The sequence below is a fragment of the Nocardioides sp. N13(2025) genome (assembly GCF_051912545.1).
GTDB lineage: Bacteria > Actinomycetota > Actinomycetes > Propionibacteriales > Nocardioidaceae > Nocardioides.
Window position 1 is genome coordinate 1,784,091 of record NZ_CP196809.1, and the last position, 14,340, is coordinate 1,798,430.

The 14,340-nt window shown below is 66.8% G+C and carries 9 protein-coding genes and 3 rRNA genes; 1 reads left to right on the forward strand and 11 read right to left on the reverse strand.

What is annotated here, in order from left to right:
- Nucleotide 1 precedes the first annotated feature (1 nt).
- The 7 genes from ACS3YM_RS08560 to ACS3YM_RS08590 are packed head-to-tail and all read right to left on the reverse strand — an operon-like array spanning nt 2 to nt 6,914.
- On the reverse strand, nt 2-895 hold the full coding sequence (locus ACS3YM_RS08560; protein ID WP_439939638.1) for a copper transporter: 894 nt from the start codon (nt 893-895) through the stop codon (nt 2-4).
- Nucleotides 892-2,091, reverse strand: coding sequence for a putative cytokinetic ring protein SteA (gene steA, locus ACS3YM_RS08565; protein WP_439939639.1), 1,200 nt, complete (start codon nt 2,089-2,091; stop codon nt 892-894). The genes ACS3YM_RS08560 and steA overlap by 4 nt, the downstream gene beginning before the upstream one ends.
- A gap of 15 nt (nt 2,092-2,106) precedes the next feature.
- Entirely contained in the window at nt 2,107-3,879 is a 1,773-nt protein-coding gene (recN, locus tag ACS3YM_RS08570) for a DNA repair protein RecN (protein ID WP_439939640.1), read from the reverse strand.
- Nucleotides 3,872-4,822, reverse strand: coding sequence for an NAD kinase (locus ACS3YM_RS08575; protein ID WP_439939641.1), 951 nt, complete (start codon nt 4,820-4,822; stop codon nt 3,872-3,874). The genes recN and ACS3YM_RS08575 overlap by 8 nt, the downstream gene beginning before the upstream one ends.
- Complete coding sequence (locus ACS3YM_RS08580) at nt 4,819-5,658, reverse strand: TlyA family RNA methyltransferase (RefSeq protein ID WP_439939642.1); 840 nt, start codon at nt 5,656-5,658, stop codon at nt 4,819-4,821. Before ACS3YM_RS08580 ends, ACS3YM_RS08575 begins: the two co-directional genes overlap by 4 nt.
- A 7-nt stretch (nt 5,659-5,665) precedes the next feature.
- Nucleotides 5,666-5,884: a hypothetical protein gene (locus tag ACS3YM_RS08585; RefSeq protein ID WP_439939643.1), complete on the reverse strand. Its 219-nt coding sequence runs from the start codon at nt 5,882-5,884 to the stop codon at nt 5,666-5,668.
- Between the two features lie 10 nt (nt 5,885-5,894).
- Nucleotides 5,895-6,914: an HAD-IIA family hydrolase gene (locus ACS3YM_RS08590; RefSeq protein WP_439939644.1), complete on the reverse strand. Its 1,020-nt coding sequence runs from the start codon at nt 6,912-6,914 to the stop codon at nt 5,895-5,897.
- A gap of 48 nt (nt 6,915-6,962) precedes the next feature.
- On the opposite strand from ACS3YM_RS08590, the gene ACS3YM_RS08595 reads away from it, so the two are divergent.
- Nucleotides 6,963-8,081, forward strand: a complete 1,119-nt coding sequence (locus tag ACS3YM_RS08595; protein WP_439939645.1) for a DUF1015 family protein — start codon at nt 6,963-6,965, stop codon at nt 8,079-8,081.
- Here the strand turns inward: ACS3YM_RS08595 and ACS3YM_RS08600 are convergent.
- The 4 genes from ACS3YM_RS08600 to ACS3YM_RS08615 all read right to left on the reverse strand — a co-directional run bounded on the left by ACS3YM_RS08600 (nt 8,056) and on the right by ACS3YM_RS08615 (nt 14,099).
- Entirely contained in the window at nt 8,056-8,493 is a 438-nt protein-coding gene (locus tag ACS3YM_RS08600; protein ID WP_439939646.1) for a single-stranded DNA-binding protein, read from the reverse strand. The two genes, ACS3YM_RS08595 and ACS3YM_RS08600, sit on opposite strands and share 26 nt — an antisense overlap.
- A gap of 182 nt (nt 8,494-8,675) precedes the next feature.
- Nucleotides 8,676-8,793: ribosomal RNA gene (rrf, locus tag ACS3YM_RS08605) — 5S ribosomal RNA — on the reverse strand.
- Nucleotides 8,794-8,925: 132 nt separating this feature from the next.
- Nucleotides 8,926-12,054 (reverse strand): 23S ribosomal RNA (locus ACS3YM_RS08610).
- Nucleotides 12,055-12,583: 529 nt separating this feature from the next.
- Nucleotides 12,584-14,099, reverse strand: a 16S ribosomal RNA gene (locus ACS3YM_RS08615).
- Together the 16S, 23S and 5S rRNA genes form the textbook arrangement of a ribosomal RNA operon.
- Nucleotides 14,100-14,340 lie beyond the last annotated feature (241 nt).

The window sequence follows — 14,340 nt, forward strand, 5'->3', positions numbered from 1 at the left end:
TCTACCCGAGAGGGACGGCGCCGTCGGAACCCGACGCACCGAAGGAGCCGCCGGGCGTGGTCAGCGACCGCTGGAGGGTCATGATCGTGGCCAGCCTGCCCGACGGTGTGTCGATCCCGTCGACGCTCGCCACGCTCGCGGCGGCCGGATCGGCCCGGAACCGCCCGAGCTGGCCGGTTCCCCCGTCCGGCACAGTGCCGGCCATGACGACACCGGTCGCCTGCGCGGCGAGCCCCTTCGCGAAGCCGGCGAGGATCGCGTCCGAGCCCTCGTCGTGCGCGTCGGTGCCGAGCACCAGCAGCACGAGCGGAGCCCGTCGCTCCACCGCACCCGGCTCCTCCATGAGGCCCGCGCCGCTCACGGCCTCGACGATCGCGCGGGCCTTGCCGGTGACGTCGGTCCCCTCGGCCTCCTTGGTGGAGACCGCGAGGCCGATCAGCTGACCGATCCGGTCGTACGTCGACGCGTCGGCCGCGACGGCATCGGTGGACTGCTGGGTCAGCAGCTGGCTGCCGAGCGTGTCCACCAGCGACTTCTGGCTGGGGTCCACCAGGTCGTCGGCGAGCCGGTAGCGGGCACTGACGGTGCCACCGGCCGCCGCGATCGACTCGGTGAGCGCGGCGACGACCTGCTCGTCGGCGCCGGGCACGGTCACGACGGCAACCGACCTGTCGGCCAGGCGGCCGGACGCGATCGCCGGCTCCATGGCCGTCACGAACGAGTCGTTGTAGTCGGCCGCGGCCTTCCCCTCGGCCGGCTCGCCGGTCTGGTCGCTGCGCGCCGCCGTGACGGCGGGGCCGACCTCGGACAGCGGACCGCCACCCAGGACGATGCCGGCTGCCAGCGCCAGGAAGACGGCGACGATGGTGAGCACGTGGTGACGCAGGGTGATCACGGGAGAATTCCTCGGGCGTTGTCGATCAGGTCGGACGTGGTGCGGGAGACGGCAGGTGTGACGTCGTCGACCCACTGCTGGCCGACGGGGGTCACGCTGATGGCGGCGGCCACGGTCAGGACGCCGGCGACGACGGCTCCGAGGAGGTGGCGTGGACGAACCGCACCGTCGTAGAGCCGCGGCAGCGCGGCCGCGTCGACGAGGTCCGGGCCGAGCTTGAGCCGGGTCAGGAAGGTGCTGGCGAGCCCCGAGCGCCGGCGGTCCAGGAACTCGTCGAGCGTCGCGTGCATGCCCACGCCCACGATGAGCGAGGCCTCGCGGGCCGACGCCAGCAGCAGGGCGGCGTCCTCGGTGGTGGCGGTGGTCTCGAAGCGGAGCGGGCGGATGCCCATGCGCTCGAACTGCTCGGTCGCGGACCGCAGCGCCCCGCGCTCGACGAGCACGACGACGTCCCGGGCCTTGCGCAGGACCGCGGCGCTGGGGAGGTCGTCGCTGCCCCCGGTCACGACCACCACGTCGGGGCGGTGCCCGGCGCTCGCGAGGGCGTCGGCGCCTCGGTCCACCCCGATCAGGACGGGACGCTGCTCGCGCACGAACGGCTTGACGCCGCGCAGCTCCTCCTCCCACCCGTGCGACCGCACGGCGACCACGACGGGACGACCGGCGATCTCGGTGGCGGTCTTCGGGACTCCGTGCCCGTGCAGCAGCAGGTCCTGCTCGCGACGGAGGAACTCGGTCGTGTTGTGGGTGAAGCTCTCGAGCTGCGCGGCCAGGCCGCTGCGCGCCTTGTCCATCTCGGAGCGGACGACGTCGGGGGTGAGCTCGCGGGCCGGCGAGACGAGGGTGTCGCCGGCGTAGACCACTCCCCCGTCGATGCGGACCTGCGTGCCGTCCTTGAGCCGTTCGAAGATCCCGGCGCCGGCGTCGTCGACGACGAGGACGCCGGCCTCCACGAGCCGCTCAGGCCCGAGGTTGGGGTAGCGGCCGGAGATCATCGGCCCTGCGTTGACCACGGCGACGACGCCCGCGTCCACGAGGGACTGCGCGGTGTCGCGGTCCATGTCGGTGTGGTCGAGGACGGCGATGTCACCCTCGTGGAGGCGTCCGAGCAGGCTGGCCGTACGCCGGTGGACCCGGGCCGTGCCGTGCACGCCGGGGAGGCTGGGGGCTGGGCGGGAGCGGACTGCGAACTTCATGACCGCGCCATGGTGTCAGCCGCGCCCCTGCCCTTCTGGGAGGCACGCCCGCTCGGGCGCGGCGGCCTCCAGCAGCTCTCGCGCGTGGGCCCGGGCGCTCTCGGAGTCCTCCACCCCCGCCAGCATCCGGGACAGCTCGCGCTCCCGGCTGACCTCGTCGAGCGAGACCAGGCCGGACGTCGTGACGGACCCGTCGCTGGACTTGTGGACGACCACGTGGCGGTCGGCGTAGGCCGCGACCTGGGGCAGGTGCGTCACCACGAGGACCTGCGAGGTGCGGGCCAGGGCGGCGAGCCGGCGGCCGACCTCGATGGCCGCCTTGCCCCCGACCCCGGCGTCGACCTCGTCGAAGACGAAGGTGGGCACCGAGCCGGTCTCCGCCAGCGAGACCTCGAGCGCCAGCATCACGCGGGAGAGCTCGCCGCCCGAGGCACCCTTGTGCAGCGGCCGGGCCTCGGCCCCGGTGTTGGCGGCGAGGAGGAGCTCCACGTCGTCCACGCCGTGGGAGCCGGCGCGCAGCCAGCGTCCGTCCACCTCGATCACCGGTCCGGCCGGGGTGTCCGGGGTGGGCGCCGGGTTCTGCGTGACCGTGACGGTCACGGTGGCGTGGGGCATCGCCAGGGCGGTCAGCTCGTCGCTGACGGCGGCGCCGAGCCTGGCCGCCGCCTCGGCGCGTCGGCTGCTGAGCGTGGCCGCGAGCACGCCGAGCTCGGCGCGGATCCGGTCGCGGCGGGTCTCGAGCTCGGTGATCCGGCCGCCGGTGTCCTCGAGGTCGAGCAGCCGCTTGGCGCCGTCCTCCGCCCAGGCGAGCACCTCGTCGATGGTCTCGCCGTACTTGCGGGTGAGCGCGGTCAGCGCCGCACGTCGCTCGGACACGGCGGCGAGGCGCGCCGGGTCGGTCTCGAGGCTGGCGGCGTACGACGCCACGTCGCCGGCGACGTCCACCAGCAGGTGGCCGAGCTCGGCGATCCGGTCGGCCAGCTCCCCGGCGGTCGCGTCGTGCTCACGGACCCCCTCCAGCGCCCGCCGGGCAGCACTCGTCGTGGCGAGCGCGTCGGTGGCGCCCTCGTCGCTCGAGAGCGCCTCGCGGGCCTCTTCGGCGGCGGTGCGCAGCGTGTCGGCGAACCCCAGCCGGGTCTCCTCCGCCGCCAGCTCGGCGTCCTCGCCGGGCCTCGGGTCGACGGCCTCGACCTCACCGAGCCCGAACCTCAGCTGGTCGGCCTCGCGCGCCCGCTCACGGGCGGAGCCGACCACCTCGGCCAGGGTGCGCTCGGTGGCGGCCAGCTCGGCCCACAGCCCGGCGTAGGCCTCCGCGGCCTCGGCCAGCCCGGCGCCGGCGAAGCGGTCCAGCGACGCGCGCTGCGCTCCCGGCCGGAGGAGCCGGTGCTGGTCGGACTGTCCGTGCACCGCGACGAGCGGTTCGGCGATCTCGGCCAGAGTGGTCACCGGGACCGACGCCCCGCCGACCCAGGCACGGGACCGGCCCTGGGCGGCCACGTTGCGCGCGAGCACGACCTGGCCGTCCTCGACCTCGCCACCGGACTCCTCCACGGCGTGCCGGAAGTCGTGCAGCGAGCCGGTCGAGACGACACCCTCGACCCGCGCCTGCTTGGCACCGGACCGGACCGCACCGGAGTCGGCCCTCCCGCCGAGGAGCAGGCCGAGAGCGGTGACCACCATCGTCTTGCCGGCCCCGGTCTCACCCGTGATCACCGTCAGGCCGGGCCCGAGCTCGAGCGTCGAGGAGTCGATGACGCCGAGCGAGCTGATCCGCAGCTCCTCAAGCATCGCCGTCGCCCCCGTCCCGCCGGCGGCGCTCCGAGGCGCCGCGCCAGCCCTCGACGGGCAGGTCGAACTTCGCGACGAGCCGGTCGGTGAACGGTGCCTGGTGCAGCCGGACGAGCCGGACCGGGCGCTCGCCACGGCGGACCTCGATGCGCGCGCCCGGTGCGAGGTCGAAGGTGCGACGACCGTCGCACCACAGCACGCCGGAGCCCTCGGTGTTGGCCAGCACCTCGACGGCCAGCACCGACGTCGGTGCCACGACCATCGGCCGGGCGAACAGTGCATGGGCGCTCAGCGGCACCATGAGCAGGGCCTCGACCTCGGGCCAGACGACGGGGCCGCCGGCGCTGAAGTTGTAGGCCGTCGACCCGGTGGGGGTCGCGCACACGACGCCGTCGCAGCCCCACCGCGACAGCGGTCGACCGTCGACCTCGACGACGACCTCGAGCATCCGCTCACGGGCGGCCTTCTCGACGCTGGCCTCGTTGAGGGCGAAGGTCGAGAAGGCGACCTCCTTGCCCTGCAGCACCCGTACGTCGAGAGTGAGGCGGTCCTCGGCGGTGTAGGCGCGGTCGACGATCGCGGAGATCGTCGACTCGACGTCCTCCTGCTCGGCCTCGGCCAGGAAGCCCACGTGGCCCAGGTTCACGCCGAGCAGCGGGGTGCTCGTCGCGTGGGTGAGCTCGGCCGCTCGCAGGATCGACCCGTCGCCGCCGATGACCAGGACCAGCTCGCAGCCCTCACCCGGGACGTCGTCGGGGTGCGTGGTCTCGACCAGACCGTCGGCCGACTCGAGGCCGAGGTCTGCGGCCTCGTCGGCCAGCAGGCGTACGGCGATGCCGTGGTGGGTCAGTGACTTGACGCATGCGCGTGCCACCTCGCGCACCTCGGCCCGGCCGGTGTGTGCGAGCACCAGCACACGGCGCCCGGGGCTCTCGACGGTCACGGGTCCACCCTCTCACCCGCCACCCCCAGCGGGGCCGCCCTCTCCACCTCGGCGCGGATGTCGTCCGCGTCGATCGTCGCTGCCCCGTGGCGCAGCAGCAGGAAGAACTCGACGTTGCCCGACGGGCCCGGCAGCGGGCTCACGGTGACGGCGACCGCACCCCACCCGCGGGCGGCCGCGAGGTCGGCGATCGTGGTGACCGCCTCTGCGCGGAGACCGAGGTCGCGCACCACCCCGCCCTTGCCGACACGGTCCTTGCCCACCTCGAACTGCGGCTTGACCATGAGGGCCAGCTCGCCGTCCTCGCGGGTGACCGAGAGGAGCGGGTCGAGGACCAGCGCCAGGGAGATGAAGGAGAGGTCGCCCACCACCAGGTCCACAGGCTCACCGACGACGTCGAGGGTGAGCTCGCGGATGTTGGTGCGGTCGTGGACCTGCACCCGGTCGTCGCTCTGCAGCGACCAGGCGAGCTGTCCGTAGCCCACGTCGACCGCGACCACCTCGCGGGCGCCCGCCCGCAGCAGCACGTCGGTGAAGCCGCCGGTCGAGGCACCCGCGTCGAGGCACCGCTTGCCCTCGACCGTGAGCCCATGGGCGGCGAACGCCTCCAGCGCGCCGGCCAGCTTGTGGCCTCCGCGCGAGACGTAGTCGATCGTCGTCGGGTCCTCACGCACGACGATCGCGACGTCGGTGGTCACCCCCGTCGCCGGCTTGGTGGCCACGGCGCCGGACACGGTGACCCGCCCGGCCGCCACCAGCTCGCTGGCGTGCTCGCGGGAGCGGGCCAGGCCGCGGCGGACGAGTTCCTGGTCGAGGCGAAGTCGTCGTGGGGGCACGGTCGTCTCAGGCGCCCTGCCCGCGGTCGTCCGCGGGGCCGGGCGTGGCGTCGAGGGCTCGACGCAGCTGCTCGTGGGCGCGCTCGAAGACCTGCACGTGCTCGCCCACAGGGGCGCCGGCGACGGCGGCCACCTCCGCCAGGACGCGGTCGACCGACTCGACTCCGGTCGACTCCACGTCAGCCTCTCCGCCTGGCGGGGCCGGGGTCCCGGGTGCGTGGTCCATGGCGGCGAGCCTACTCGGCGTCGAGCTGTCGGACCGGCCCGGGCGGGCTCGTGTCGGACACCTCGGCTGCCGTGCCGGTCTCGTCGAGGTGTCTCCAGCAGGCGGTCACCGCCACCCGCCACCAGTCGGCGTCGCTGCCCTGGCCGGTGACACCCAGGCGACCGTCCTCGACGGCCGCGGTCCACCCGTTGAGCTCGACGCCCACCTCGGAGACCGTCGGCACCGGATGCGGCTCGAAGAGTCCCTCCAGCGTCGGCGAGATGTAGGTGGGCCGCAGCTCGGGGACGGCCGCCGCGAGGTCGGGCAGCCAGCTGACGCCCGTGAGCACGAGCAGGGACGGTACGTCGATGGCGTGGGCGCCCTCGATGTCGGTGTCGAGCCGGTCGCCGACCATGATCGGCCGGTCACCACCCACTCGCCGGACGGTCTCCTCCATCAGGGGACGCTCCGGCTTGCCCGCCACCGTGGGCTCGACCCCGGCGAACCCGGCGATCGTGCGCACCAGCACCCCGTGGCCGGGTGCGAGCCCGTAGGGGGTCGGAATGGTCATGTCGGTGTTGCTGGCGACATAGGGCAGCCCGTCGCGCACGAGCACCGAGGCGCGCATGATGTCGCGCCACCGGACGTCCGGACCGTAGCCGCTCGCGACGGCCACGGCGCCCTCCGGCTCCTCGACCGGCTCGAGCCCAGCCTCGAGCAGCGCCACCCGCAGGCCCTCACCACCGAGCAGCAGGATCTTCGCCCCGGCCCCGTGCTGCTCGACCAGCAGTCGTGCGGACGCCTGGGCCGAGGTGACCACGTCGGTGGCGGACGCCTCGACGCCGACTGCCACGAGCTTGTCGGCCACCTTGTCGGGCGTGCGCGAGGCGTTGTTGGTGACGAAGGCCACGTGGCGCCCCGCCGCGCGGACACGCTCGATGCGCTCGGCCACACCGTCGATGGCCTCTCCCCCGACGTAGACCACTCCGTCCAGGTCGAACATGACCAGGTCGTGCGCCTCCACGATCGGAGTCGTCGACTCCTCGAGCATGCTCCACCCCTCTCCGGATTGTGACGAGCATCCCCCTACGATGCTCCGATGGACTTCGCCACCGTCGTGCCGCCGTACGTCGCGAAGCCCCTCGAGCTCCACCCGTTCAGGGCCGTCATGCTGGCTCCGAGCCGGGTGGGCGACCCGGCGTCCGCCCGGGCCCTCGCGCGACCCTATCGCGACGTCGCGTCCCGCCTGCTCCAGTGGATCGAGCAGGGACGCGCCACGCAGGACTCGGCGCCTGCGCTCTACCTGCACGAGTACACGGCGGCCGGCCTGACGATCCGAGGGCTGGTCGGAGCGCTGGGGATCTCCCGGCGCGCCGAGACCATGGCCGAGCGCGCCGTCTGGCCGCACGAGGCGATCCACCCCGAGCAGGCCGGCGAGCTGGCCGACCGGATGTGGCAGATGGACCTCAACCCCGCGCCCATCCTGCTGGTCCACCACGGTGACCAGGCGCTGCGGGACGTGATCGCCGAGGTTGCTCGCGCCAAGCCCGACTGGCGCTACCTCGACCGCACCCACCAGCGCCAGCGCATCTGGGCCATCCGCGACGAGGACGTCCTGGCCCGGATCGGGGCGCTGCTGGCCGACACGAGCTGCCTGATCGCCGACGGCCACCACCGGTACGCCGCCTACGTGCGCCTCCAGGAGGAGCACCCCGGCACCGCGTGGGACGCCGGACTCGCGATGCTGGTCGACCAGGACGACACGCCCCTGTTCCTCGGCGCGATCCACCGCACGCTGCCGGGCACCACGCTCGACGACCTCGTGGAGGCGGCGCAATCGGCCGGTGCCGAGGTGGCGGCCCACGAGCGCCAACACGCCCTGAGCGCCCTGGACAGCACCCATCTCGTCCTCACCGACGGGAACACCTGGCACACCGTCGGCCCTGGCGACCTGGCCCGCGAGGCTGCGGTCTCGTGGCTCCACGACCACGTGCTGACCCGCCTGCCACGGCCCGTCGAACGCGTCGAGCCCCACCACAACGTGGACGACGCGCTCGCTGCGACGAGCGCCACGTCTCCGGCGGTGCTGCTGCCCAGCCCTGACTTCGACCAGGTTCGTGCGCTGGTCGAGTCGGGCGGCCTGCTGCCGGAGAAGGCCACGTCGTTCCAGCCGAAGCCCAGCCTCGGTGTCCTCATGCGCCCGATGAACGGCGGATGATCCGAGCAGCGCTCGCTTCCACCTCCACGCGCGATCGCGTGGCTCCCCCAGCCTGGTAGAAGCGACACCGTACGGCGCCGGAGACCTCGACGAGGTCGCCGGCCCGCCAGGTGAGGACGCTCCTCCTGAGCCGAGGGCTCCAGGCGGTGCAGGGCACCGAGTCCACCCGCTGGGTCGTCACGCCGGTCGCGTTCGCGCCCGACGGCGAGCTCCGGGGCACGGAGACCCGGAACGTCACCAGCGCGTCCCCGCTCGGCAGCTCGACCACGGTCGGCGCGCCCGTCAGGCGTCCCACGAGGCGTACGGCGTTGGCCGCGCCCTCGAGAAGCTCCTCGTCCTTGTCGAGGTCCTTCTTGGTCAGGTCCTTCTTCGTGAGGTCCTTGGCCGGGCCTCTTGTCTGTGTCTTCGTCACAGTCCACCTCCTGGGAGACAGCCTGCTCAGCGCGACCGACACGAGTGACCGCTGTGGTGACCGGCCTGTGGATGAGGGCGCTGGGACGCGGCCTGTGGACGCTGGGCGGTCACAGCACGCGCGCCATGTCCGGGAACGCAAAAGTGGGGCCACCCGAAGGTGACCCCACTTTCACAATGTATGTCCGGCGGCGTCCTACTCTCCCACAACCTCTCGGTTGCAGTACCATCGGCGCTGAAAGGCTTAACTTCCGGGTTCGGTATGGGACCGGGTGTTTCCCGTTTCGCTATGGCCGCCGTAACTCTTTCAACCTCATCAAACTCCACCACCCCCAGCTGTTCGGGGGGTTGGGTTTGTTGGTTGGGAACTGCCTAGTGGACGCGAACAGTGTGTGTGTTCGTTGGTTTGCGCGTGTGTGGTCTTGTACGTGGTTGGGACAAGCCCTCGGCCTATTAGTACCGGTCGGCTGGGCATTGCTGCTGTACACCTCCGGCCTATCAACCCCATGTTCTGTGGGGGGCCTTACCCCATTATTGGGTGGGAAACCTCATCTTGAAACGTGCTTCCCGCTTAGATGCATTCAGCGGTTATCACTTCCGAACGTAGCCAACCAGCCGTGCTCCTGGCGGAACAACTGGCACACCAGAGGTTCGTCCATCCCGGTCCTCTCGTACTAGGGACAGCCTTTCTCAAGTTTCCTGCGCGCGCGGCGGATAGGGACCGAACTGTCTCACGACGTTCTAAACCCAGCTCGCGTGCCGCTTTAATGGGCGAACAGCCCAACCCTTGGGACCTACTCCAGCCCCAGGATGCGACGAGCCGACATCGAGGTGCCAAACCATCCCGTCGATATGGACTCTTGGGGAAGATCAGCCTGTTATCCCCGGGGTACCTTTTATCCGTTGAGTGACCACGCTTCCACATGCCGTGGCCAGATCACTAGTTCCGACTTTCGTCCCTGCTCGACATGTCTGTCTCACAGTCAAGCTCCCTTGTGCACTTACACTCGCCACCTGATTGCCAACCAGGCTGAGGGAACCTTTGAGCGCCTCCGTTACATTTTAGGAGGCAACCGCCCCAGTTAAACTACCCATCAGGCACTGTCCCTGATCCGGATAACGGACCTAGGTTAGACATCTAGTACGACCAGAGTGGTATTTCAACGTTGACTCCACCCCAACTGGCGTCGAGGTTTCACAGTCTCCCACCTATCCTACACAAGCCGTACCAAACACCAATACCAAACTATAGTAAAGGTCCCGGGGTCTTTCCGTCCTGCCGCGCGTAACGAGCATCTTTACTCGTAGTGCAATTTCGCCGAGTCCATGGTTGAGACAGTGGGAAAGTCGTTACTCCATTCGTGCAGGTCGGAACTTACCCGACAAGGAATTTCGCTACCTTAGGATGGTTATAGTTACCACCGCCGTTTACTGGGGCTTAAATTCTCAGCTTCGGCCCAAAGGCCTAACCGGTCCTCTTAACCTTCCAGCACCGGGCAGGAGTCAGTCCGTATACATCGTCTTACAACTTCGCACGGACCTGTGTTTTTAGTAAACAGTCGCTTTCCCCTGGTCTCTGCGGCCCTTCACGCTTCCCCCAGCAAGTGGGTTCACGATCCGGGCCCCCCTTCTCCCGAAGTTACGGGGGCATTTTGCCGAGTTCCTTAACCATGGTTTTCTCGATCGCCTTAGTATTCTCTACTTGATCACCTGAGTCGGTTTGGGGTACGGGCGGCTCGTTGCTCGCTAGAGGTTTTTCTCGACAGCATAGGATCACCCACTTCACCATTAAGGCTCCGCGTCACGTCTCAGACTCCACACTGAAGTGGATGGTGCGGATTTGCCTACACCACGTCCTACACGCTTGCCCACAGACAACCATCGCTGTGGCTGGGCTACCTTCCTGTGTCACCCCATCGCTTGACTACTACCAGCTCGGGTCCCACGCTCCGCCCACCAGCCTCGCCCCGAAGGGTCCGGTCCGATGAGTTTCGGGTGGTTAGCATCACCAGGTTCGTCATGGGCGCAACTTCGCCGGTACGGGAATATCAACCCGTTGTCCATCGACTACGCCTGTCGGCCTCGCCTTAGGTCCCGACTTACCCAGGGCAGATTAGCTTGACCCTGGAACCCTTGATCATTCGGCGCACGGGTTTCTCACCCGTGATTCGCTACTCATGCCTGCATTCTCACTCGTGTGGCCTCCACACCTGGATCACTCCGGCGCTTCACTGCCCACACGACGCTCCCCTACCCATCCAGCGCACTGAACACCCATCAAGTGGATGCTGATGTATTCGCTGAATGCCATAGCTTCGGCGGATGACTTGAGCCCCGCTACATTGTCGGCGCGGAATCACTTGACCAGTGAGCTATTACGCACTCTTTCAAGGGTGGCTGCTTCCAAGCCAACCTCCTGGTTGTCAATGCGACTCCACATCCTTTTCCACTTAGTCACCGCTTAGGGGCCTTAGCTGATGGTCTGGGCTGTTTCCCTCTCGACTACGGAGCTTATCCCCCGCAGTCTCACTGCTGCGCTCTCACTTACCGGCATTCGGAGTTTGGCTAACGTCAGTAACCTTGTAGGGCCCATTAGCTATCCAGTGCTCTACCTCCGGCAAGAAACACGCAACGCTGCACCTAAATGCATTTCGGGGAGAACCAGCTATCACGAAGTTTGATTGGCCTTTCACCCCTATCCACAGGTCATCCCCTCAGTTTTCAACCTAAGTGGGTTCGGTCCTCCACGTCGTCTTACCGACGCTTCAACCTGCCCATGGATAGATCACTTCGCTTCGGGTCTTGAGCGCGCTACTGAATCGCCCTATTAGGACTCGCTTTCGCTACGGCTTCCCCACACGGGTTAACCTCGCAACACACCGCAAACTCGCAGGCTCATTCTTCAAAAGGCACGCCGTCACCCCACCACAAGGGCAAAGCTCCGACGGATTGTAGGCACACGGTTTCAGGTACTATTTCACTCCCCGCCAGGGGTACTTTTCACCTTTCCCTCACGGTACTTGTCCGCTATCGGTCATCAAGGAGTATTTAGGCTTAACGGGTGGTCCCGCCAGATTCACACGGAATTTCAGGGGTTCCGTGTTACTTGGGAACACGCTCCAGAGCCAGCGCTTTACGTCTACGGGCCTATCACCCTCTACGGTACGGCTTTCCAACCGACTTCGACTTCCACACTGGTTTCTTACTCTGTACTGAACCGGCAGATTCAATTGAACGGTCCCACAACCCCCCAGATGCAACCCCTGCCGGGTATCACACATCTGAGGTTTGGCCTCATCCGATTTCGCTCGCCACTACTCTCGGAATCACTGTTGTTTTCTCTTCCTGTCGGTACTGAGATGTTTCACTTCCCGACGTTCCCTCCACACACCCTATGTGTTCAGGTGCAGGTAACACGACATGACTCGTGCTGGGTTTCCCCATTCGGACACCCCCGGATCACAGCTTGGTTGCCAACTCCCCAGGGCTTATCGCAGGCTCCAACGTCCTTCATCGGCTCTTGATGCCAAGGCATCCACCATGTGCCCTTCATAGCTTGTCTCAACAACGTCAAAACAACACACGCTGCACACACCCCACCAAGGAGGCGCGAAACAAGACCAAAGAACACCCGACCCACCCCCAATCAAAGGATGAGCCGGTCAGCTTTCCGACACCACCCACCCCCAGGAAAAGGGGCAAACAGGCAGCGCCGAAAACACAATTACACACTCGCAACACACCCGAACCAGCCAAGCCGGCCAACCGGGCGCATCACGAAGATGCTCGCGTCCACTATGCAGATCTCAAACAACAACCCCACCAACACCCTCAACCACCCACAGGCGGCCTCGAGCAAAGGGAGGAACAGAAGCCCAACCACACAGATCGCTCTGCACGGCTGATCCCTCAGGACCCAACAGTGTGCCTGACCCTGCCCCCGCCACCTCCAACGAGATGCACGGGACCCAGGTGAACCAGCAACCCCCACCCCCACAGGGACGAGAGGAGCTGACGTCGACGATTCCACTAGTGAGACACCACCATGCGCCACCAGACATTCGCCAGTGGTCGGGGTGTGTGCTCCTTAGAAAGGAGGTGATCCAGCCGCACCTTCCGGTACGGCTACCTTGTTACGACTTCGTCCCAATCGCCAGCCCCACCTTCGACGGCTCCCTCCACAAGGGTTGGGCCACCGGCTTCGGGTGTTGCCGACTTTCGTGACGTGACGGGCGGTGTGTACAAGGCCCGGGAACGTATTCACCGCAGCGTTGCTGATCTGCGATTACTAGCGACTCCGACTTCATGGGGTCGAGTTGCAGACCCCAATCCGAACTGAGACCGGCTTTTTGGGATTCGCTCCCCCTTACGGGATCGCAGCCCTTTGTACCGGCCATTGTAGCATGCGTGAAGCCCTGGACATAAGGGGCATGATGACTTGACGTCATCCCCACCTTCCTCCGAGTTGACCCCGGCAGTCTCCTATGAGTCCCCACCATTACGTGCTGGCAACATAGAACGAGGGTTGCGCTCGTTGCGGGACTTAACCCAACATCTCACGACACGAGCTGACGACAGCCATGCACCACCTGTACACCCCCAAAAGAAGCCCCATCTCTGGAGCGGCAGGGTGTATGTCAAACCCAGGTAAGGTTCTTCGCGTTGCATCGAATTAATCCGCATGCTCCGCCGCTTGTGCGGGCCCCCGTCAATTCCTTTGAGTTTTAGCCTTGCGGCCGTACTCCCCAGGCGGGGCGCTTAATGCGTTAGCTGCGGCACGGAACCCGTGGAATGGATCCCACACCTAGCGCCCAACGTTTACGGTGTGGACTACCAGGGTATCTAATCCTGTTCGCTCCCCACACTTTCGCTCCTCAGCGTCAGGTCATGCCCAGAGAACCGCCTTCGCCACCGGTGTTCCTCCTGATATCTGCGCATTTCACCGCTACACCAGGAATTCCGTTCTCCCCTGCATACCTCTAGTCTGCCCGTATCGAAAGCAAGCCAGGTGTTAAGCACCTGGTTTTCACTCCCGACGCGACAAACCGCCTACGAGCCCTTTACGCCCAATAATTCCGGACAACGCTCGCACCCTACGTATTACCGCGGCTGCTGGCACGTAGTTGGCCGGTGCTTCTTTAGTGGGTACCGTCACTTGCGCTTCGTCCCCACCGAAAGAGGTTTACAACCCGAAGGCCGTCATCCCTCACGCGGCGTTGCTGGATCAGGCTTCCGCCCATTGTCCAATATTCCCCACTGCTGCCTCCCGTAGGAGTCTGGGCCGTGTCTCAGTCCCAGTGTGACCGGTCACCCTCTCAGGCCGGCTACCCGTCGAAGCCATGGTGAGCCATTACCTCACCATCAAGCTGATAGGCCGCGAGCACATCCCTGGCCGAAAAACTTTCCACCACCATCCCATGCGAGAAGTGGTCGTATCCGGTATTAATCACCGTTTCCGGTGGCTATCCCAAAGCCAGGGGCAGATTACTCACGTGTTACTCACCCGTTCGCCGCTCGAGTACCACCGAAGTGGCCTTTCCGCTCGACTTGCATGTGTTAAGCACGCCGCCAGCGTTCGTCCTGAGCCAGGATCAAACTCTCCATCGAAAAACATGAACCACCCACACCAAAAGGCACGAGCAGCCACTATCAATAAGAGCCACATCCCCTGACTGAACAAAACTGACATGTTGTCAGAATCATTGTCAAAGAAACCGCGACACCACGCTTCACACGAAGCTCCACATGATGCCAACGGGGCATAACAAACTAATTCGTCGACTAATCAAACACACTGTTGAGTTCTCAAGTATCAGACGCACCCGTTCCTCGCCAGCGGAGCTGGTTC